General features: G+C 71.9%; 17 protein-coding genes. 3 read left to right on the plus strand and 14 right to left on the minus strand.

Features of this window, described 5'->3' with window-relative positions:
* Nucleotides 1-76: 76 nt before the first annotated feature.
* The gene (locus AB0N81_RS25660; protein WP_365362172.1) at nucleotides 77-937 is read left to right on the plus strand and encodes a LysR family transcriptional regulator; all 861 of its coding nucleotides are present in this window, start codon (nucleotides 77-79) and stop codon (nucleotides 935-937) included.
* A gap of 57 nt (nucleotides 938-994) precedes the next feature.
* Here the strand turns inward: AB0N81_RS25660 and AB0N81_RS25665 are convergent, their stop codons facing one another.
* The 7 genes from AB0N81_RS25665 to AB0N81_RS25695 all read right to left on the minus strand — a co-directional run bounded on the left by AB0N81_RS25665 (nucleotide 995) and on the right by AB0N81_RS25695 (nucleotide 9,124).
* Nucleotides 995-1,189 (minus strand): acyl-CoA carboxylase subunit epsilon, encoded by a 195-nt coding sequence (locus tag AB0N81_RS25665; RefSeq protein ID WP_365362174.1) that lies wholly within the window; start codon nucleotides 1,187-1,189, stop codon nucleotides 995-997.
* 21 nt (nucleotides 1,190-1,210) lie between these two features.
* A complete protein-coding gene (locus AB0N81_RS25670; RefSeq protein WP_365362176.1) occupies nucleotides 1,211-2,803 on the minus strand; it encodes an acyl-CoA carboxylase subunit beta in 1,593 nt (530 codons plus the stop codon).
* Between the two features lie 184 nt (nucleotides 2,804-2,987).
* Entirely contained in the window at nucleotides 2,988-5,348 is a 2,361-nt protein-coding gene (locus AB0N81_RS25675; protein WP_365362178.1) for a polysaccharide lyase 8 family protein, read from the minus strand.
* 171 nt (nucleotides 5,349-5,519) lie between these two features.
* The gene (locus AB0N81_RS25680) at nucleotides 5,520-6,353 is read right to left on the minus strand and encodes an ABC transporter permease (protein WP_365362180.1); all 834 of its coding nucleotides are present in this window, start codon (nucleotides 6,351-6,353) and stop codon (nucleotides 5,520-5,522) included.
* A gap of 37 nt (nucleotides 6,354-6,390) precedes the next feature.
* Nucleotides 6,391-7,341: an ATP-binding cassette domain-containing protein gene (locus AB0N81_RS25685; protein ID WP_365362182.1), complete on the minus strand. Its 951-nt coding sequence runs from the start codon at nucleotides 7,339-7,341 to the stop codon at nucleotides 6,391-6,393.
* A gap of 258 nt (nucleotides 7,342-7,599) precedes the next feature.
* Entirely contained in the window at nucleotides 7,600-8,448 is an 849-nt protein-coding gene (locus tag AB0N81_RS25690) for a DUF4097 family beta strand repeat-containing protein (protein WP_365362184.1), read from the minus strand.
* A gap of 124 nt (nucleotides 8,449-8,572) precedes the next feature.
* Nucleotides 8,573-9,124: a hypothetical protein gene (locus tag AB0N81_RS25695; protein ID WP_365362186.1), complete on the minus strand. Its 552-nt coding sequence runs from the start codon at nucleotides 9,122-9,124 to the stop codon at nucleotides 8,573-8,575.
* A 303-nt stretch (nucleotides 9,125-9,427) separates the two neighbouring features.
* On the opposite strand from AB0N81_RS25695, the gene AB0N81_RS25700 reads away from it, so the two are divergent.
* Nucleotides 9,428-10,057 carry a YceI family protein gene (locus tag AB0N81_RS25700; RefSeq protein WP_365362188.1) on the plus strand — a complete coding sequence of 210 codons (630 nt, stop codon included), beginning with the start codon at nucleotides 9,428-9,430 and terminating at the stop codon, nucleotides 10,055-10,057.
* A 58-nt stretch (nucleotides 10,058-10,115) separates the two neighbouring features.
* Nucleotides 10,116-10,664: a hypothetical protein gene (locus AB0N81_RS25705; RefSeq protein WP_365362190.1), complete on the plus strand. Its 549-nt coding sequence runs from the start codon at nucleotides 10,116-10,118 to the stop codon at nucleotides 10,662-10,664.
* Between the two features lie 66 nt (nucleotides 10,665-10,730).
* On the opposite strand, the gene AB0N81_RS25710 is transcribed toward AB0N81_RS25705, so the two are convergent.
* The 7 genes from AB0N81_RS25710 to AB0N81_RS25740 form a co-directional block, all read right to left on the minus strand.
* Nucleotides 10,731-11,627, minus strand: a complete 897-nt coding sequence (locus AB0N81_RS25710) for an alpha/beta hydrolase (protein ID WP_365362192.1) — start codon at nucleotides 11,625-11,627, stop codon at nucleotides 10,731-10,733.
* Nucleotides 11,628-11,782: 155 nt separating this feature from the next.
* Nucleotides 11,783-13,150, minus strand: coding sequence for a hypothetical protein (locus AB0N81_RS25715; protein ID WP_365362194.1), 1,368 nt, complete (start codon nucleotides 13,148-13,150; stop codon nucleotides 11,783-11,785).
* A gap of 61 nt (nucleotides 13,151-13,211) precedes the next feature.
* Complete coding sequence (gene cimA, locus AB0N81_RS25720) at nucleotides 13,212-14,816, minus strand: citramalate synthase (RefSeq protein WP_365362196.1); 1,605 nt, start codon at nucleotides 14,814-14,816, stop codon at nucleotides 13,212-13,214.
* A 329-nt stretch (nucleotides 14,817-15,145) separates the two neighbouring features.
* A complete protein-coding gene (locus tag AB0N81_RS25725) occupies nucleotides 15,146-16,411 on the minus strand; it encodes a hypothetical protein (RefSeq protein WP_365362198.1) in 1,266 nt (421 codons plus the stop codon).
* 43 nt (nucleotides 16,412-16,454) lie between these two features.
* On the minus strand, nucleotides 16,455-17,531 hold the full coding sequence (locus tag AB0N81_RS25730; RefSeq protein WP_365362200.1) for a hypothetical protein: 1,077 nt from the start codon (nucleotides 17,529-17,531) through the stop codon (nucleotides 16,455-16,457).
* 100 nt (nucleotides 17,532-17,631) lie between these two features.
* Complete coding sequence (locus AB0N81_RS25735; RefSeq protein ID WP_365362202.1) at nucleotides 17,632-18,261, minus strand: TetR/AcrR family transcriptional regulator; 630 nt, start codon at nucleotides 18,259-18,261, stop codon at nucleotides 17,632-17,634.
* A gap of 14 nt (nucleotides 18,262-18,275) precedes the next feature.
* A complete protein-coding gene (locus AB0N81_RS25740) occupies nucleotides 18,276-19,313 on the minus strand; it encodes an agmatine deiminase family protein (RefSeq protein WP_365362204.1) in 1,038 nt (345 codons plus the stop codon).
* Nucleotides 19,314-19,316 lie beyond the last annotated feature (3 nt).

The raw sequence follows: 19,316 nt of genomic DNA on the forward strand, positions 1-19,316 counted from the left end.
CGGCACGCGGCAAGCCTCGCCCGGCCTGGCACGATTGATCCAACGCATAGCCGTCATAGACCTATGAGGCCACCTCATGACCGTGAACTTCCCGCAGCTCAGGGCCTTTCTCGCCGTCGTCGACGCGGGCGGCTTCAGCGCGGCGGCCGCGGAGCTCGGCCTGAGCCAGTCGGCGGTGTCGCATGCCGTGGCCTCCCTCGAACGTGAGCTGGCGGCCCCGCTGCTGGTCCGGTCGGGGCCGGTGCGGACGACGGCGCTCGGGGAACGCGTCCTGCCGCACGCCCGCAGCGCGCTCTCGGCGGTCCGGGCCGTGGAGGCGATCGCCGAGGACGCGGGGACCCTGAGCGGCACCGTACGGTTCGCGTCGACGCCCACGGTCTGCCAGGGCCTGGTGCCCGCCCTGCTGCGGCACTGGCGGGAGAGCCTGCCACGCGTCACCGTGCGGGTCTTCGAGGGCGACAGCGGCGAGGTCGCCCAGTGGCTGGAGAACGGCACGGCCGACGCCGCCGTCCTGATCGACCCGCCGCCGGGACCGGGTGTCCAGCTCGCCCTCGACGGCTACCGCGCCCTGCTCCCCCGCGACCATCCCCTCGCGGGCGAGCCCGTCGTCGACATCCGCGATCTGGAGGACGACGAGTTCCTGATCTCGCCCAACGGCTGCGAGGACCGCATCCGCGCGATCCACCGCCTCGCCGGGCTGCGCTTCAGCCCCGCGCACCGCGTCCGGGATCTGGCCACGCTGATCAGCATGGTGCAGGCCGGGATCGGCGTGACCGTCCTCTCCGAGGTCTCCCGCTCGCTGATACCGCCCGACCTGGTGCTGCTGCCGGTGGAGCCCCGGACCTCGCGCCGTCTGGTCCTGTCCGGGCCGCGGGGCCGCCCCTGGCATCCCGCGGTCCGTCCGCTGGCGGAGTCGGCCGCGGCCCACCTGTCCTGACACGGCACGAGGCCCCGCCCTCCCGAGGGGAGAGCGGGGCCTCGGCGTGCGGGTGCGTCAGCCCTGCCAGCTGTGCGGGGCGCGGAAGCCCGGGGTGCGCTCCAGCCGGCGCCAGCCGGCCTTGTCGCGGCCGCGGCGGGCGGTGGGCACGGCGGGCTGGGCGGCGGCGCGGGCCAGCAGGATCGCGGTGATGGCCGCTACTTCCTCGGGCTCGGCGTGACCCTTTTCGACGCGGATGTCGGGGGTGGTCATCTGCAGCGTTCTCCTTGTGGGCTACTGCGGGGGGTTGCCGTGCTTGCGCGAGGGCAGGTCGGCGTGCTTGTTGCGGAGCATCGCGAGGGACTTGATGAGGACCTCGCGGGTCTCGGCCGGGTCGATGACGTCGTCGACCAGACCGCGCTCGGCGGCGTAGTACGGGTGCATCAGCTCGGCCTTGTACTCCTTGACCATGCGTGCGCGCATGGCCTCGGGGTCGTCGGCGGCCGCGATCTGACGGCGGAAGATCACGTTCGCGGCGCCCTCGGCACCCATGACCGCGATCTCGTTCGTCGGCCAGGCGTAGGTGAGGTCGGCGCCGATCGACTGGCTGTCCATGACGATGTACGCGCCGCCGTACGCCTTGCGCAGGATCAGCGAGATCCGCGGGACGGTGGCGTTGCAGTACGCGTACAGGAGCTTGGCGCCGTGCCGGATGATGCCGCCGTGCTCCTGGTCGACGCCGGGCAGGAAGCCGGGGACGTCGAGCAGGGTCAGGATCGGGATGTTGAACGCGTCGCACATCTGCACGAAGCGGGCGGCCTTCTCGGACGCCTCGATGTCCAGCACACCGGCCAGTGCCTGCGGCTGGTTGGCGACGATGCCGACGACCTGGCCGTCCAGGCGGGCCAGGGCGCAGATGATGTTGCGCGCCCAGCGCTCGTGGACCTCGAGGTAGTCGCCGTCGTCGACGAGCTCCTCGATGACCTTGGCCATGTCGTACGGACGGTTGCCGTCCGCCGGGACCAGGTCGAGCAGGACGTCCGAGCGGCGCTCGGCGGGGTCCTCCGACTCGTGGGCCGGCGGGTTCTCCCGGTTGTTGGAGGGGAGCATCGAGATGAGGTACCGGACCTCGGCCAGGCACGTCTCCTCGTCGTCGTACGCGAAGTGGCAGACGCCCGAGGTCTCGGCGTGCACGTCCGCGCCGCCGAGGCCGTTCTGGCTGATCTCCTCGCCCGTCACCGCGCGGACGACGTCCGGCCCGGTGATGAACATCTGCGAGGTCTCGCGGACCATGAACACGAAGTCGGTGAGGGCCGGCGAGTACGCCGCGCCGCCCGCGCACGGGCCGAGCATCACGCTGATCTGCGGGATGACGCCCGAGGCCTTGGTGTTGCGCTGGAAGATGCCGCCGTAGCCGGCGAGCGCCGAGACGCCCTCCTGGATACGGGCGCCGGCGCCGTCGTTGAGGGAGACCAGCGGGGCACCGGCCGCGATGGCCATGTCCATGATTTTGTGGATCTTCGTGGCGTGCGCCTCGCCGAGCGCGCCGCCGAAGATCCGGAAGTCGTGCGCGTAGACGAAGACCGTGCGGCCCTCCACCGTGCCCCACCCGGTGATGACACCGTCCGTGTACGGCTTCTTGGCCTCCAGGCCGAAGCCGGTGGCCCGGTGCCGGCGCAACTGCTCGACCTCGTTGAACGAGTCCGGGTCGAGGAGCAGCTCGATGCGCTCGCGTGCCGTCAGCTTGCCCTTGGCGTGCTGCGCCTCGGTCGCCTTCTCGCTCGGTCCACGCAGCGCCTCCGCACGGATCTCGTGCAGTTCGGCCACGCGGCCACGTGAGTCGGTGGGCTCGCTCCCGGAGGAAGCGGTCTCGTCCAAAACGGTCATGTAGCGACCTTACGGAGCGCCCCCCGGTAAACGGACCGTCGACTCTGTACAGTCTCCGGGCCGTTTTCCTGGCACCCCCGGACAGAAGCGGGCCCGAGCCATGAAGAAGTGACGGCTCAGACCCTCCTCCATTGTGGAAATTCCACAAAAGAGGGTGCGGAACGCGACTTCTCAGGACTCTCCGTCAGCTGAGAGACACCTCACACCGGTGGCTCGCGCAGGCCTTTCCCGGCGTGACGCGGAGCCGGAGCGACCGGCCGGTGGAGACGACCTCGACCGACGGGTCCGCGGCGAGCGCCCGGGAGACGGGGCGGTTCCAGGTGAATTCGAGGGGTTCTCCGGTCCGCGGGGGTTCACTCACATGCACCGTAGCGCGTCTCCCCCGCCGCCGGAGCAGCACGCTCGCGGGAGTGGTGACGGCGAGGCGGCCCGTCTCGCCCGCCTGCCAGAAGTTGGCCGCGGTCAGACCGAGCGAGTCGACGGCCACCGCCTGGACCGCCGCCGAGTTGGCGAGGACCGACAACCAGCGGCGGTCGGCGGCACGCGCCCTCAGGGTGCGCCGCGAGGCCCCGGGCATCAGGACATAGGCGTACGTAGCGTCCACCGGGTCGGTGCCGTGGTCGAGCCACAGCGTCTGCCAGCGACGGGTCCGCCGCTCGGTGGAGCTCGTGGTGTTGATGTCGGACCAGGCGCCGGTGCGGTCCTCCCGGAGTGTCCTCAGCGCGGCCGTACCGCCCGGAAAGATCCAGCCACCGTGGCCCTCCAGGTGAGCCCAGCGTGGGCGCGCTCCGTCGTCGAGGGAGAAGGCCGCCGTGCCCGCCTCGCCCAGGTTGCGGTTGTCGACGACCGTCTCGGCGCGGACGCCGTCGGCGGCGGTGATCCCGGCGCCCAGGCAGATCACGGCGTCCGCGGCGCAGAACCACGACTTGCGGGCGTCGAGCGTGGAGCCGAGGCCCTTCAGGTGCTGGCCGACGGCCGCGAACTCGCCGTCGGTCGCGCCGCCCACCCACTTCACGGCGGGTCTGGCCGCGCCCCACTCGCCGCCCGCCTTGTCGGGGAGCCGCTTGGTGGACACGGTCGTGCCGGGCAGCCGGTAGGGGTCGACGGTCGGCCAGAACCAGTCGGTGTACTGGTCGGAGGGGGTTCCGGCGGCCCACCAGTAGAGCATTCCGGCGCCCGTGTGCCAGCCGCGCGGGTGCTCGCCGTTGCCGCACTCGTAGTACGCAATCCGGTCCGAGGCCATCGAGAGGTTCACGGTGAATCCCGGGCGCCGGTGCACGGCCCGGTCCATCGCGGCGAACAGCCGGTGCCCGACGGGTTCGGGCGCCGCCCGCACTCCGGAGTCCGCCACGGCGTGCAGCCGCGCCAGGTCGGCGACCCCGAGCTGGCGGGCGGTGAGCAGCGGTGTGACGGTGTCCCGCTCGATCCAGCCCTTGATGCGGCCGTACCAGCGCTCCCGCTCGGCCGCGCTCGCGCCGCCCGCGAGGAGCGCCATGGCGGCGATCAGGCCCTGTCCGTGGAAGTGGTCGCTGCGCATGATCTTGCGGTCGTCGCCCTTGAGGTGTCCGCGGCTGACGGCGCGGCCGTTGACGCTGTCCATGGCGAGGCCGTCGAGGATCAGTGGCGCGTACGCACGCTCGACACTGTCGAGGATGATCTGCTGCTTCGGGTCGGTGACGGCCCACGTGGACCCCGCGAGCAGCGCGAAGAGGCGGCCGAGACCGTCGAGCATCACCTGTCCGTACGTTCCCGAGTAGGCGACCCAGGTGTGCTGGACGAACGAGCCGTCCTCGTAGAGGCCGTCGCCCTTGGTGACATGGGGGAAGACCGGGGAGAGCGCGTCGCGGGCGAGGGCGATCTTCGCGGGGGCCCCGCCGAGGATGCCGCGCAGGGCGACGGAACGGCAGAGGTCGACGCGGTTGGCGCCGGTGGAGGTGCCGGTGTAGTCGGTGAGCGCGGAGTCGGGGACGAAGTGGTCGACGGCCGCGAAGGCTCTGTCCCTGCGGGCGGCGCCGAGTTCGCCGTGCAGCGCCGCCACGATGTCCATGAGCAGGCGGGGGCTGCCTATCTGCCATTCCCACCAGTTGCCGTAGCGGGTGGTGGAGGCGTTGTAGACGGTGTCCGCCACATGGTCGAGGCCGCGCAGGACGTCGGCGAGGAGGCCGGCGTCGCCCGTCGAACCGGTGCCTTCACAGACGTACGCCTGGGTCATCGTCCACAGCCTGCTGTGGCTGAGGGTGATGCCGGCCGGAGGGTCGAACAGGGCGTCGGGCCAGAGTGACTTGGCGGCTGGGTCCATGGCCGCGCGGAAGGTGCGGGCGAGGTCGCCGGTCTCCTTGAGGCGGGACACGTACGGCTCGGCGGCGGGGTCGTATCCGGTGCCGAGGGAGATCTCCAGCCAGCGCTTGCGGAGGGTGGCGAACTCGTCGTCCTCGGAGGCGGCGGCAGCGGCGGCGGCTGTCGTGGTCGCTGCGGTCGCTGCGGCCGCTGCGGCCGCTGCTGTGAAAGCGGTTGCGGCGAGGAAGGTGCGGCGGGTGGGGGTCATGGGCAGGGGTGTATCAGCGTATAGAAAGCGCTGTCTAGACCTCTGACAGAGATCGACGCGGCGCCAGTGACGTACACCGCGGAAGGCCGCGCGACGCTTTCGTCGCGCGGCCTGTCCCGCGAGACACCCCCGTGGCTCCGCGGGGTCTGGGGGGGCAGTGGGCCGGTGGGGTCAGCGCGTCGCGTCCCGCCGGAACAGCGAGCGCGCCCACACGAAACCGAGCAGGGCGATGGCGATGCCCCAACCCACCGCGAGCGGACCGAACTTGCCGATCTCACCGCCGGTCAGCAGTCCGCGCAGGGTCTCGGTGAAGGCGGTGTAGGGCTGCCACTCGGCGAAGTGCCGCAGCCAGCCCGGCATCGAGTCGAGCGGCACGAACACGCTGCTGAGGAAGGGCAGCAGGAAGGAGAAGGGCAGAGCGACGCTGCTGGCCGCCTCCGGGGCCTTCACCAGCTGGCCGAGCGCGACGGCCAGCCAGGTGAGCGCGGTGCTCATGAGGGTGAGGAGCCCGGCCGCGGCGAGCCATTCGACGGGTTCGGCACTGGAGCGGAAGCCCACGAGGAACGCGACTCCGGTGACGAGGACGAGGGTGATCAGGGTCTGGATGACGGCGCCGACGGCGCGGCCCGTGAGGACCGAGGAACCGTTGATCGGCATGGTCCTGAAGCGGGCCACGATGCCCTCGGTCATGTCGGTGCACACGCCGACCGTGGTGGGCAGGACGCCCGAGCCGACGGCCATCAGGAGGATGCCGGGGACGAGGTAGTCGATGTAGTCGCCGGACCCGCCGCCCATGCCCGCCGACATCGTGCCGCCGAAGACGTAGTTGAAGAGCAGCAGCATGGCGATGGGCATGCTCACCAGGCTGATCGTCATGGCCGGGTAGCGGCGGGCGTGCAGGAGGTTGCGGCGCAGCATGGTGCGGGAGTTGCGCAGCGCGGAGGTGGGGGCGGGGACGGGGCGGCCGGCGCGCGTGACGGCCGGGGCGGTGGTGACGGTACTCATCGGGTCGTCGCTCTCTCGTGGTGGTGGGGGCGGGAGGTCACGGCTTGCCGGGGCGGCCGGTCATGGCGAAGAAGACGTCGTCCAGGTCGGGGGTGTCGATGCCGAGCCCCTCGACACGGAGGCCGGTGGCGTCGACCCGGTCGAGGACGGCCTTGACGGATTTCAGGCTGCCGTCGCTCGGGATCTGCAGGGTCAGGGCCTCGTCGTCGCGGGTGCCGGTGCCGAGCGTCAGCGCGGCGCCCTCCAGGCTCCCGAGGTCGGCGAAGCGCAGCTGGACGTGGCCGCCGGGGACGAGGCGCTTGAGCTCGGCGGGGGTGCCCTCGGCGACGAGCCTGCCGCCGCTCAGCACGGCGATGCGGTCGGCGAGCTGGTCCGCCTCCTCCAGGTACTGCGTGGTGAGGAAGATGGTCACGCCGTCGGCGACGAGCTCGCGGACGATCTCCCACATGCCGTGCCGGCTGCGCGGGTCGAGGCCGGTGGTCGGCTCGTCCAGGAAGATCACGCGCGGGCCGCCGACCAGGGTCATCGCGATGTCGAGGCGGCGCCGCATGCCGCCCGAATAGGTCGAAGCGGGCTTCCTCGCGGCCTCGGCGAGGTCGAACCGTTCGATGAGGTCGGCGGCAAGGTCTCTGCCCTGGCGGCGGCCGAAGCCGTACAGGTCGGCCATGAGCGTCAGGTTCTCCTCGCCGGTGAGGAGGTTGTCCACGGCGGAGAACTGGCCGGTGACGCCGATCGCGGCGCGCACCGCGTCGGGTTCGCGCGCCAGGTCGTGGCCCGCCACCCGCGCCTCGCCGCCGTCGGCGGAGATGAGCGTGGAGAGGATCTGCACGGCGGTCGTCTTGCCCGCGCCGTTGGGGCCGAGCAGGGAGAAGATCGTGCCCTGCGGGATGTGCAGGTCGATGCCGTCGAGGACGGTCTTCTCGCCGTAGGACTTGCGGAGACCGGTGGCGGTGATCGCCGCCGGGCGCGTCTGGGGAGGCGTGGCCATGTCCATTCCTTTTCGGTTGCGCGGCAGGGTGTGCGGCGGCTGTGCACGGCAGGGTGTGCGGCGGCTGTGCACGGCAGGGTGTGCGGCAGCGGGCAGCCTCGGTACCGGACACCAGTTCGAAACTGATTCCGGACGGCTGCCGGGGCAGCAGCTGGGGGTGAGTGGGGTGGAACAGGTGGAGCGGGGTGGAGCGGGGCGGGGTGGGACGAAGTGAGGTGCGGCCGGGCCGGGCGGGGGCCCGGCGTCCGGGGTCGGGAATCAGGCGCGGCGGATCACGATGTCCCCCCACGAAGTACGGGCCCGCACCTTCAGCCTGTCCGAGGGCTCGCCCGGCGCGTCCGACCCGTCCGACGCCTCCAGTGACTGGTGCACGTTGCCCGACTTCGTCCGTACGTCGAGCCAGGCGGCCGTGCCTTCGGGGATGCCGATCTCGATCTTGCCGGTGGCGGTCTCCAGGACGGCCTCGCCGCGCGCCAACTCACCTACCCGGATCGGCCCGTTGGCCGTCTTGACGCTGACGTCGGCGCCGGCGCGGTCGACGGTGACGGAGCCGTTGGAGGCCTTCACCGTGATGTCGCCCTCGACGTCGCCGAGGCTCGTGTTGCCGTTGGAGTTCTTGGCCGAGGCTGTCCCCTTGACCTCGCCGACGCGGATCTCGCCGGAGCCGGTGTGGAGGTCGGCCGGACCGTCCGCGCGGCCGACGGAGACCTCTCCGTAGCCCGTGTTCAGGCGGACGCCCGCCGCTCGCTCGACCTGCACGTCACCCCCGGAGGTCCTGAACTCGCAGTCGCCGAGCCTGCCTTCGGCGGTGAAGTGCGCCATGGCGGCCGTGGCGTGCACCTCGGAGCCCGCCGGCAGCGCGATCTCCACGTCGATGGACGGACCCTTGCCGAACAGGGAGCGCTCCTTGGGCCCCTTGACTAGCAGCCTGCCGTTGGCGAACTCGACACGGGTGCGGTCCGCCGCCCTGACGTCCTTGTCCTGGGCCGCACCGCTGGGGCGTACGTCGACGACGGTGTCCGCCCGGTCCCCCGCCACGATGCGGAGGGTTCCCGCGTCGAAGCTGATGGTGGCAGTGATGGGCTTCGGAGTGTCGAAAGAAGGCATGGGTGTCCCGTCCTGCTGGCTCGGCGAGCCCGCGGGCTCGGTCAGTGATGGGTGAAAGAACGCGGTGGTGGTGAAAGAACGCGGTCCTGTGCGGTGCGCGGTGAGGCCGTCGGCCGCGTCCGGGCTACCGCACCCAGCCGGTGAAGCCGTTGCCCGAGCTGCGGACCTCGCGGCGGGCCGCCGTCACGGCCGTCCGGGCGTCGGGCCGGTCCAGGGCGGCGGAGGCGGCGCGGACGAGCCAGGCGTTGACCGAGAGGCCCTCGCGGCTCGCGGCCTCCTCGACGCGGGCCTTCACATGGCCGGGGAGGCGGAGGTTGACCCGGGCGGTGCCGCCGTCGTCCGCGGTGTCGGGCGCGGCGGGCGCCGGGGGCGGCGCGGGCTGGGCCGACATCAGGGCCTCGTACTCCGCCCGCGCGTCGAACGTCTCGGGGGCGGGCGGCGGCGTCACGACGAACTCGGGGTCGACCCCACGCAGCCGCACGTCGACCGAGCCCGGCGCGAGGTCGGCGGTGATCTCGTCCGCGGCGGCGGAGAGCGCGTTCAGCAGGGTGAGCCGGGCGGCCGATTCGAGCGGTGCGGTGAGGCGCTCGGCCATCGCGCGGGCCTCGTCGCCACCCGCTTCGGCGGCTACGGCGAGCTCCTGCCGGAGCTGGTCGACGTACTGCGTGAGGTTCATGACGCCATCATGGCATCACATTGGCGCCACCGCAAGGGGTTGCGGCGCCACGGGCACACCGGACAAGGCCGCCGCGCACTCTTTTCGCAGGTCAGGCAGGGTGGCGCACGCTTTGGCGCAAGGTGGCACCACCGCGCACGCCGATGACGCCCGAGCGGCACCCATGCGACACCCCCACGACACCCATGACGAATAGGTTGAATGTTGAACCGAATCGCGCTACATTCGTTCTCGTTGAACATTCAACAAGCACTCGGAAGCTCAGTAGCTCCTCACAGGAGCTCGTCCCCCAAGGAGCACGTCATGGGTCTCTTCGGCCGCAAGAACGAAACCGCCACCACCTCCGCCGCCACCGCCACCGCCACCGCCCCCGCCGCGGTCAGCCCGGAGCTCGCCGCGCTCACCGGCGACTACACGATCGACCCGGCGCACACGACGATCGGATTCGTCGCCCGCCACGCCATGGTCACGAACGTCAAGGGCTCCTTCCTCGACTTCACCGGCACGCTGCACTTGGACGGCACGGACCCGTCCCGCTCGACGGCCTCCCTCGACGTCACGATGGAGAGCATCGACACCGGCAACGCCGACCGCGACGGCCACCTGAAGAGCGCCGACTTCTTCAAGACCGACGAGTTCCCCGAGATGACGTTCCGCTCCACGAGGACGGAGGCGCTGGGCGGCGACGACTACCGCGTCACCGGCGACCTGACGATCCTGGGCACCACCAAGCCGCTCTCCATCGACCTGGAGTTCAACGGCTCGGCCAAGGACCCGTTCGGCAACGAGCGCGTCGGCTTCGAGGGCAAGGCCGAGATCCTGCGCTCGGAGTGGGGCCTCACGTGGAACGCCGCGCTGGAGACCGGCGGCATGCTCGTCTCCGACAAGATCAAGCTGAACTTCGACATCTCGGCGATCAAGACCGCCTCCTGAACCGGGCGGTGTCCGCAGATCCCGACCATCGCGTCCCGCCGCGCGCTACCGTTCCGTCGTGTCGGAGTTCATACAGCAACTGCCCGCCCTCATCGGCGTGACCATCGGTGCGCTCGGGTCCTATGTGGCGGTGACGCGCGGCGACCGCATCCGGTTCAGGCGGGAGCAGGCGGCACGCTGGGAGGAACGGCGGCTCGGCGTCTACACCGAGTACGCCCGGGTCCTGAAGCAGACCGTCAGCCTCACCTACCGGGTCGCCGCCCATCTCGGCAACGACCCGCATCCCCACCCCCTCTCGCCCGAAGAGGCGGTCCCCCACTTCACCCAGGCCGCCGAAGCCCGCGACCCCGCCGGGGAGGCGCTGCTGATGCTCGGCGCGCCGGACGTCGTCGACGAGGCGCGGAAGTGGGTGCTCCTGGTGATCCGGATGGAGCGGTTCCTGCGGGAGGACACCCACGACCCCGAGGCGTGGGCCGCGCTCCTCGAACGGCAACGGACCGCACGTCAGGCCTACTACGCGGCCGTACGACGGGACTTGGCACTCCCGCCGGGGCATCCGGGACGGTGGCCGGTGACAGGTCCGCAGGCCGACCCGCAGACCGGCTGACCGGCTGACCGACTGGCCGACTGGCCGACTGGCCCGATATCGGTCGGCCCCGGGACGGCCGCCCGCTCACGCCCCGCCGAGCGTGTGTCCCAGGATCGCCTTGGCCAGGGGTGCGTGCACCGCCGGCGGCAGCGAATGGCCCATGCCCGGGATCTCCACCAGGCGCGCCCCGGCGATGACCTGCGCGAGGTGCTGGGGGTGCGGGAGCGGGAAGACCGGCTCCGCCGTGGCGGAGACGACGAGCGTGGGGACGCGGTTCGCGGCCAGCTCGGCCGTACGGACCATGCCCGCACTGTCCGCGAGCGCGTGGGCGGACGACTCCAGATAAGTACCCGCGTGCTCGATGACGCGCCGCTCCAGCTCTCTGAAGTAATCGGCGTCGAAGGGCAGTTGGTCGCCGCTCAACAGCCGCCAGTGCTCGACGCGCCGGTCCAGCTCGGCTTCCATGCCGTGGTCCTCGACGGGGCGCGACCACATCTCCAGGATCTCCGGCGCGACGCCGGGGAGCTCGTCGACGGGGACAGGCACGCCGTCCGGCGTCACGTACGGCGTCTCGCTCAGCGCGCACGTGCCCAGCAGGGTCGCGCTCAGCACCCGCTCCGGGTGGTCCGCGAGGACCAGTTGGGAGAGCATGCCGCCCAGTGAGAGCCCGACGATGTGCGCCCGCTCGATCCCGAGTCCGTCGAGGACCGCGACCGCGTCGCGCGCCAAGTCGGTGACGGGGTAGGGGTTCTCGTCGAAGGGGCGGCCGGAGCGGCCCGTGTCGCGGTGGTCGTAACGGATGACGTGATGGTGCGCCGCGAGCGCGTCGACCAGCGGCTCGGGCCAGCCGAGCCCGGTGGCCTGGGCCCCCATGACGAGCAGCAGCGCGGGGGCGTGGGGCGCGCCGCGCCGCTCGGTCCACAGTCGCACTCCGGGGGCGACCTCGACGTACTGCTCCTGAGGTTCTGAGACCTGCTGCATGGCTGTCCTCCCGCACACGAACCAACAAGACGAACCGTATCGTCTCGCAATCGTGCCGTGCGGTCAAGCCGTGTCGTTGCCGTGCGGTCAAGCGTGTCGTGCGGTCAAGCCTTCAGAAGGCGTGCGGCCACGTCGGCAGGCGTACGGTCACGCCGCTAGAACCCGCCTCCGCCACCGAAGTCGCCGCCCCCGCCGAAGTCCCCGCCCCCGCCGAAGTCGCCACCGCCCCCGAAGTCACCGGGGTCGAAGTCCGCGCCCGAGTAGTCGCCGCCCTCGTAGCCGCCCGGGTTCCCGTATCCGGAGCCGTAGTCCGCCGCGTACGCGGGGCTCATCATCATTCCGCCGAGCATCGTGCCGACGAGGAGACCCGGCAGGATGCCTCCGCCGAAGTACCCGCCCGCCCACGGCCCGTACGCGGGTCCCGCCTCCCAGTAGGGCCTCCGCTCACCGGAGTCCGTGGCCACCGTCCGCACCATCGGGTCCTCTCCGTCCGCGAGGCGCGCCGCGTCCGCCGCGCACACCGGGACCTGGCGTTCGGCCCCGTCCGCGGGCGCCCATGCCACGTCCTCGACCGACGGCCCGTGCCGGGGGTCGAAGAAGCAGGGGGCGCGCCGCTCCGGGAGCTCGCGCCCCTCCCGCCGCGCGGCGAGCGCCGCCAGGGAGAAGCGCCCGTCCTCCAGTGCCTGGGTGACGCCGCGCACGTCCTCGGGGTGCGTCGCGGCCGCCATGTACGACTTCGCCTTCTCGTACGCGTCGAGCGCGCGCTCGTAGTCCGCGCGCATCGCGTCGTCCGCCCCCGGCTCCGCGGGGTGGAAGTCGAGCCGGTCCAGCTCCTCGCCGAAGGCGGTGATGTCCTCGTCGACGACGACGGACAGCTTGTCCAGCGAAGCGCGCTGCGCCTCTTCGTGGCGCCGCTTCTTGCGGCGCACGATCGCGTACGCGCCCCCGGCACCGGCGACGACGACCACGCCGACCCCGACGAGGGCGCCCACCGACACCCCGTCGTCCGGGCCGCCGCCCCAGGACTCGGGGGCCCTGCCGTCCGCCTGCACGAGGGTCTGGCCGACGAAGCGGTCGAGCTGGACTGCGGTGTCCTCGCCCTGGACCAGCGAGACGAGGTTGTCGACGGCGTTGCCGGTCAGGACGGACGGGTCGGCCTTCGCGTCGAACCCGCCGCCGAGCCGGACCGCGTACACGCCGGTCACGCCGGTCTCGGTGCGCAGCTGCTGGAAGAGGCCCTGCTGCGGGAAGTTCGCGGGCAGCACGGCGACGAACACCGGCTTGTCGGCCTTCTTGATGCGCTCGGCGAGGGCGTCGGCCTGCTCGCCCGACAGCTGGTCCGACGCCGCCGGATCGACGTACACCGGGCTCTTCTCCCAGGCATCGGCCACCACCGACGTGCTGGAGGCCTCGCGCGCCACGGACGCCGCCGGCGCCCCGGGCGCCGCCGTGAAGGACACGGCTCCCAGGGCGAGCAGCAGCCCGGACAGTCCGACAGTGATCCGGTTCGTCCGATTCTTCATACTTCGAACGTAACCCAGTCGGCCCCGCGACGGATGCCCGCGGAGGCTCCGGGTCCGGCCGCTACTCCACCGGTTCGACCCCGGCCCGCAGCAGGCCGTAGGTGTACGCGTCCTCCAGGGCGCCCCATGACGCCGCGATGACGTTCTCCGCGACACCGACGGTCGACCACTCGCCGACGCCGTCGGTGGTGGAGATCAGGACGCGGGTGGTGGAGGACGTGCCGTGCTTGCCCTCCAGGATGCGGACCTTGTAGTCGACGAGCTCCAGCTTGGCGAGCTGCGGGTAGATCCGTTCGAGGCCGACCCGCAGCGCGCGGTCGAGGGCGTTGACCGGGCCGTTTCCCTCGGCGGTGGCGACGATGCGCTCGCCCTTGGCCCACAGCTTCACGGTGGCTTCGTTGGCGTGGGTGCCGTCGGGGCGGTCCTCGACGATGGCCCGCCAGGACTCGACGCGGAAGTAGCGGCGGGCCCGGCCCTCGGCCTCCTCGCGGAGCAGCAGCTCGAAGGAGGCGTCGGCGGCCTCGTACGTGTAGCCCTGGAGCTCGCGCTCCTTGACCCGGTCGACGACGCGGCCGATCAGCTCGCGGTCGTCGCCGAGGTCGACGCCGAGCTCCTTGCCCTTGAGCTCGATGGAGGCGCGGCCCGCCATGTCGGAGACGAGCATGCGGATGCGGTTGCCGACGAGGTCCGGGTCGATGTGCTGGTAGAGGTCGGGGTCGACCTTGATCGCGGAGGCGTGCAGCCCCGCCTTGTGCGCGAACGCGGAGACGCCCACGTACGGCTGATGGGTGGAGGGCGTCAGGTTGACGACCTCGGCGATGGCGTGCGAGACGCGGGTCATCTCGCGCAGCGAGCCCTCGGGCAGGACCTGCTTGCCGTACTTGAGCTCCAGGGCGGCGACGACGGGGAAGAGGTTGGCGTTGCCGACCCGCTCGCCGTAGCCGTTCGCGGTGCACTGCACGTGGGTGGCGCCGGCGTCGACGGCGGCGAGGGTGTTGGCGACGGCGCAGCCGGTGTCGTCCTGGGCGTGGATGCCGAGGCGGGCGCCGGTGTCGGCGGCGACGGTGGAGACGACGGCCTGGACCTGCGCGGGCAGCATGCCGCCGTTGGTGTCGCAGAGGATGACGACGTCGGCGCCGGCCTCCGATGCGGCCCGCACGACGGCCTTGGCGTACTCGGGGTTGGCGCGGTAGCCGTCGAAGAAGTGCTCGCAGTCGACGAAGACGCGGCGGTCCTGCGAGACGAGGTAGGAGACGGTGTCGCGGACCATCTCCAGGTTCTCGTCGAGGGTGGTGCGCAGGGCCAGTTCGACGTGCCGGTCGTGGGACTTGGCGACGAGGGTGATGACGGGTGCGCCGGACGCGAGGAGCGCGTTGACCTGCGGGTCGTCGGCCGCCTTGGCGCCCGCGCGGCGGGTGGCGCCGAAGGCGACGAGCTGGGCGTTCCGGAAGGTGATCTCCTGCTGGGCCCGCGCGAAGAACTCGGTGTCGCGCGGGTTGGCGCCGGGCCAGCCGCCTTCGATGAAGCCCACGCCGAAGTCGTCCAGGTGCCGGGCGATGGTCAGCTTGTCCGCGACGGTGAGGTTGATGCCTTCGCGCTGCGCGCCGTCGCGCAGCGTCGTGTCGAAGACATGGAAGGAATCGTCGGGTGCGCTGGTTTCCGTCATGCTGATCTGGCTCCTGTGTCGGATCTCGGTCTACCGGAATGACCGGCTCCACCACCCCCAATGATCCCTCGCGCTCCGTGTCCGGCTGCAGTTGGGCCGGGAAACGAAAAAACCCCTCGCGGGTGCGAGAGGTCTGCGCGCGGGTCGAGGCGACGGTGTCCGCCCGTACGTGATGGGTACGAGGCGGTCACTGCGGACCGGCGCGCCTGCTGCCAATAATCATGGCGAACGAGAGCACGGTGGCAGCCTGCCACAGCCCGTGCACAGCGCGCTGCCCCGTCTCACGATGCGGGCGGCGCGTGGACGCGCCGCCCGCCCGGGGTGAGCGGTCAGCGCACGTGGCGCACGAAGATGTCGTCGCCGTCGTTGGTGTCGCCGGGCAGCAGCGACTCGTCCGACGATTCGAAGGCGACGCGGCGGCCGTCGCCCGAGATCCCGCCGGGCAGGACGTCGGCCGTCGCGGCGCCGCCGTCCGTGTCCGGCGTGAGAAGCGTGGTGGTGCCCTTCTTCAGGTCGCGCAGATAGGTGGGCCACTCCTTGCCGTACGCGCTGCCCGGCTCGGTCAGTTCCGACATGTACGTGAGGTGGCGGCCGTCGGCGCTGATCGCGGGCGAACGGGTGTACGCCTCGCCGGGGCCGCCCTGGGTGCCGTGGACGCGCTGGTTGGTGCCGGCGGCGACGTCGTGCACGAAGACGTTCCAGGCGGCGTCGTTGTCATCGGGCACGAGGTGCGTGTCACGCGACTCGAAGACGACCGTGCGGCCGTCACCGCTGATGGACGCGGACAGGGACTCCTTCTCGGTCTTCGAACCGTCGTACGAGCGGTCGACCTGGGCCGACTTCCCGGTCCTGCGGTCGCGCAGCCACAGGTCGCTCCAGTCGTCGCCGCGCGGGCCGTTCACGAAGGAGTCGGCGTGGACGACGTACCTGCCGTCGTCGCTGACGCTCGGCGAGTGGGCGTCCCGCTCCCCGTCGCCGCCCGTGTACGGGTGGCTGATCCGCTCGGTGGTGCCGGTCCTCCGGTCGCGCAGGAAGACCGCGGTGCCGCCGAATTGCGGTCCGTCCGTGCTGAAGACGGCGTAGCGCCCGTTCGCGCTGAGCGAGACGCTGCCCGCGCTGTCGCCGGGGAAGCCGTCGGGCAGCTCGACGTCGAGGCGCTCGAAGGTCTTGGTCCTGCGGTCGTAGAGCCGGACGTCCCGCACGGCGGGCCCGTCGACGGTCGACGCGACGAACGCGACGTACCGCCCGTCGGCGCTCAGCGACGGACTGCTCAGCTCGCGCCCCTCCAGGGCGATCCGCTCCGTCGTCCCGCCGCGCAGGTCACGCACGAAGATGTCGCTCCGCCCGTTGGTGTCGCCCGCCACCAGGTCACTGGCGCCGGACACGAACGCCGCGTAGCGCCCGTTCCTGCTGATGGACTCCTGCGAGGAGCGGTCGTTGCCCGCCTTGCCGTCGGCGGTGACACTGACGCCCTCGGTGCGGGGCGCCTCCACCGCGTCGGGCGCGGCGACAGCGGCGGGCAGGGCGGTGACGGTGGCCGCGGCGACGCCTGCCGCGACGGCCAGGGCGAGTCGCTTGCGATGGGTGCAGTACATGATCAGTCCCCCGTGATGTGCTGTTCTCGGTGCGGTTCTCGGTTCAGTGCGTGTGGCGTACGAAGATGTCGGAGTCGCCGTTCGTGTCGTCGGGCACCAGGTCGGTCGCCTCGGAGGTGAACGCCACGGCACCGCCCTTCGCGGTGACGGCCCCCGGCACTGCCCGGCCCGGCCCCACGGGCGAGCGCCGGCCGGTGCGCAGGTCGAGGAGTGTCAGGCCGTCCCCCGCGCCCTCGGCCGCGGTGAGGACCGCGTGCCGTACGTCGCGGCTCGCGGACCGGGCGGGCACGTCCGCGACCCGCCGGGTCCTGCCGGTGCGCATGTCGCGTACGTACGTGCCGCCGTCGGCGGCGAAGAGTATGTACCGCCCGTTCTCGCTGAGTTGGACCAGCCGCCCCTCGCCCAGGCCCTTGTCCACATGGACGCTCTCACCGGTGGCGCGGTTCCTGAGGAAGACGTCCGCGGGGTCCTCGCCCGCCGTACGGACCTGGTACGCGACGCGCCCGCCGTCGGCGCTCAGCGAGGCGAACTCCTTGACGCCGTCCGCCTCCCCCGAGACCAGGTCGTTCTCGCCGGTGGCCATGGAGCGGACGTACAGCCGCTGGGTGGGTCGCGGACGGCTGCCCGCCCCGTAGGCGACATGGCCGCCGTCGCGGCTGACGGACCACATCTCGCCGGTCGACGCCTCCGGGTCGGACGCGGGCAGGACCGGCCGGGTCGCACCCGTCGCCCGGTCGTACAGATGGGGCACGGGGACCTTCGTGCCCGACGTGAAGCCCACGTGCCGCCCGTCGCCGCTGATGACCGGCGGCGCCCACGAGAACCCGCCCGCGCCGGGCACCGCGGTCACATCGCCCGTCGCCCGGTCCTTCACCTGGAGGCAGGTGTACGTGTTCTCGCGGCAGCCGAACTCTGCCGCCTTCGTGTAGAACGCGACGTACCGCCCGTCGTCGCTGATCACACCCTGGTGGGAGGGGCCGTCGAGCTGCGCGCCCGTGCTCGTGGTGCTGACGCGTTCGGTGTGCGGCTCGTGCGGCTTCGCGTGCGCGCCGGGCAGGGCCGCCGCGCCGAGCGCCGCCATCAGTAAGGCGCTCACCGACACACGTCCGGCACTGGACATGGCTTCCCCCCGAAGACCTGTGCCCCGGCGCGACGCCAAGGGCCCATCGTGATGCAAGCGCACCACCGGCCTTCGGGCAATCCGCCGGACTGCGTACAACCTAGACAGGCCGCCGGGTGTCCCGGGCGCCCGAGGCGAGCGATCCGTCCAGGAACTCCCTCACATGCGCGAGGACTTGCTCCCGTCCCGTCCCCCGCAGCCCGATCGCCACGTGGATGGAGAACCCGTCGAGCAGCGCCCGCAGGCGGGACGCGAAACGGTCGGGGTCGATCGCCTCGAACTCGCCGCGCGAGACGCCCTCGGCGAGCAGTGCCACCAGGTCGCGGTGCCAGGCGCCCTCGATGGCGGCCTGCCGGTCGCGGCCCTCCTCGTCGGCGTTGAGGGAGCGGTTCCAGACCTCCAGCCAGAGCGTCCAGTGGGGGTCGCCGACGGCGTCGGGGACGTACAGGTCGACGTACGCGTCGAGGCGCTCGCGGGCGGTGCCCTGCCGGGCGAGGAGGCGGCCGCGCTCGGCGCCGAGGCGGCCCTCGCTCCACTCCAGGGTGCGCAGGAGCAGTTCGTCCTTGGTACGGAAGTAGTAGAGGAGATGGCCGGAGCTCATGCCGACCTCGCGGCCGAGCGCGGCCATGGTCAGCTTCTCCAGGCCGCGCTCGGCGATCATCTCCATGGCGGCCGCCATGACGTCCTCACGCGGCGGGGCGTTCTTCCGCGCGCGGGCCTGACCGGCCATCCCGTACTCCTTGATCACACCTTTGGCTGCTGCTGGGTGATGCAGTGGATGCCACCACCCCCGGCAAAGATCGTACGGGCGTCGACGAGCGTCACGGTCCGGTCCGGGAAGAGACCGCGGAAGATGCCCGCCGCGAGCTCGTCGTTCGGGTCGCCGAAGGCGCACAGGACGACGCCGCCGTTGCAGAGGTAGTGGTTGATGTAGGAGTAGTCGACCCAGCCCTCGTCGTCCTTGAGGACGGTCGGGGCGGGCACCTCGACGATCCGCAGGGTGCGGCCGCGGGCGTCCGTCTGGCCCTTGAGGGTCGCGATGGCCTCCTTGCTGACCTCGAAGTCGGGGTGCGCGGGGTCGCGCTGGGAGTGGACGAGGACGACGCCGGGAGCGGCGAAGGCGGCGACGATGTCGACGTGGCCGAGGGTGCCGTAGCCGTGGCCGGGATAGTCGGCGGTGAGGCCGCGCGGCAGCCAGATCGCCTTCGTCGTGCCGAGGTGGGCGTGGACCTCCGCCTCGACCTGCTCCCTGGTCCAGCCGGGGTTGCGCTCGGGGCCGAGCTGCACGGTCTCGGTGAGCAGGACGGTGCCCTCGCCATCGACGTGGATGCCGCCGCCCTCGTTCACGAGCTTCGAGGCGTACGTACGGGCTCCCGCGAGGTCGGCGACGTGCGCCCCGACCTTGGAGTCATGGTCCCAGCGGGCCCATTCCTGGGCGCCCCAGCCGTTGAACGTCCAGTCGACGGCGGCCAGTTCACCCTTCCCGTTGGTGACGAAGGTGGGCCCGATGTCGCGCATCCAGGCGTCGTCGAGCTCCCGCTCGGTGACCTCGATGCCGGGGCCGAGGAGCTCCTCGGCGTACGCGGCCTGGCCGGGCCCGCAGACCACGGTGACCGGCTCGAAGCGGCGTACGGCGCGGGCGACGTTCGCCCAGGCGATGCGGGACTCGTCGAGGCCCTCGGGGTCGTCGAAGGTGGGGTTGGGGCACGGCCACGCCATCCAGGTGCGTTCGTGCGGGGCCCACTCGGCGGGCATGCGGAAGCCGTCGGCGGCAGCAGACATGGC

This window comes from Streptomyces sp. NPDC093510 (assembly GCF_040683555.1).
GTDB lineage: Bacteria > Actinomycetota > Actinomycetes > Streptomycetales > Streptomycetaceae > Streptomyces.